Here is a 221-nt window from a genome sequence, read left to right on the forward strand (position 1 = left end):
GCTTCCTTGAAGCCCGGCGTCGCGGTCACGACGCCATCCTTCCAGCTGCTCGGGTTGCGGTCGCCTTCGACGTTCAGCGGCGCCAGCACTTCGCCGCAGAATTTCGCGGATTCGTCGAGCACGGCCTGCGCGGTGTCGACGCCCGCGTCCTCGAAGCCCGGCAGCTTCGCGATGTCGTCGATGCCGGCGAGTTCCTTCAGCACGAACAGCATGTCCTTGAC

At 66.1% G+C, this 221-nt stretch carries 1 protein-coding gene; it reads right to left on the minus strand.

The features are described from left to right. Window positions 1-221 (minus strand): acyl-CoA dehydrogenase family protein (locus ACV22Z_RS35950; RefSeq protein WP_448080971.1); only part of this gene is annotated, 221 nt, incomplete at both ends.

The organism is Burkholderia sp. PU8-34 (assembly GCF_053427725.1).